The organism is Vibrio sp. Vb2131 (assembly GCF_033338535.1).
In the GTDB taxonomy this organism is placed as follows: domain Bacteria; phylum Pseudomonadota; class Gammaproteobacteria; order Enterobacterales; family Vibrionaceae; genus Vibrio; species Vibrio alginolyticus.
On the sequence record NZ_JAWOSW010000149.1, the window covers coordinates 1 to 539 of the forward strand.

1 protein-coding gene is annotated in these 539 nt (G+C 44.9%); it reads right to left on the reverse strand.

Going from position 1 to position 539, the window contains the following annotated elements; translation table 11 throughout:
• A partial coding sequence (gene flgL, locus R7E38_RS23305) for a flagellar hook-associated protein FlgL (RefSeq protein WP_318082221.1) occupies positions 1–538 on the reverse strand: 538 nt, incomplete at its 3' end.
• Between the last annotated feature and the right edge of the window lies 1 nt (position 539).

Sequence of the window (539 nt, forward strand, 5' to 3'; positions counted from 1 at the left end):
GATCGTTCATCGGCATATCCAGCATGCTGGACACTTTCATTTTGCGTTGGTAATCATCACCAGCGTATTGCACGCTGCCATCTTTATCGCGATAAAATGGCTGGCTTTTCGGCTTTGTCCCCGCAAACACGTAGTTGCCCGATTCATCTTGCGCATTCACTAAGTTAAGGAAGTTATTTGCAATTTCTTCCAACTCACGCTTTTTCGCTTGTCGGTCTTCGGCAGAAAACGCACCGTTGATCATTTCCATGGTGAGACGTTTCGATTCATCAGCGAAACTTTCTGCGTTCGCGATGTTCACTTCGTGGTTTTCTAAACGGTTACGCACCAACACAATCGAGCTTAAATATTGCTTTAACTGCTCTTGCTGCTGGCCAATATTCTGAATGTAATGCGCAGCCAGCGGATCATCACTTGGTTTAAGCAGCTTCTTACCTGAGGCAAGTTGCTCTTGGTTGTGATGGATCTTGTTCTCTTGGCGACGCAAGTCATTTTGTACAGACTGATAGTTATGGAAACTAGAAATTCGGGTTAACACT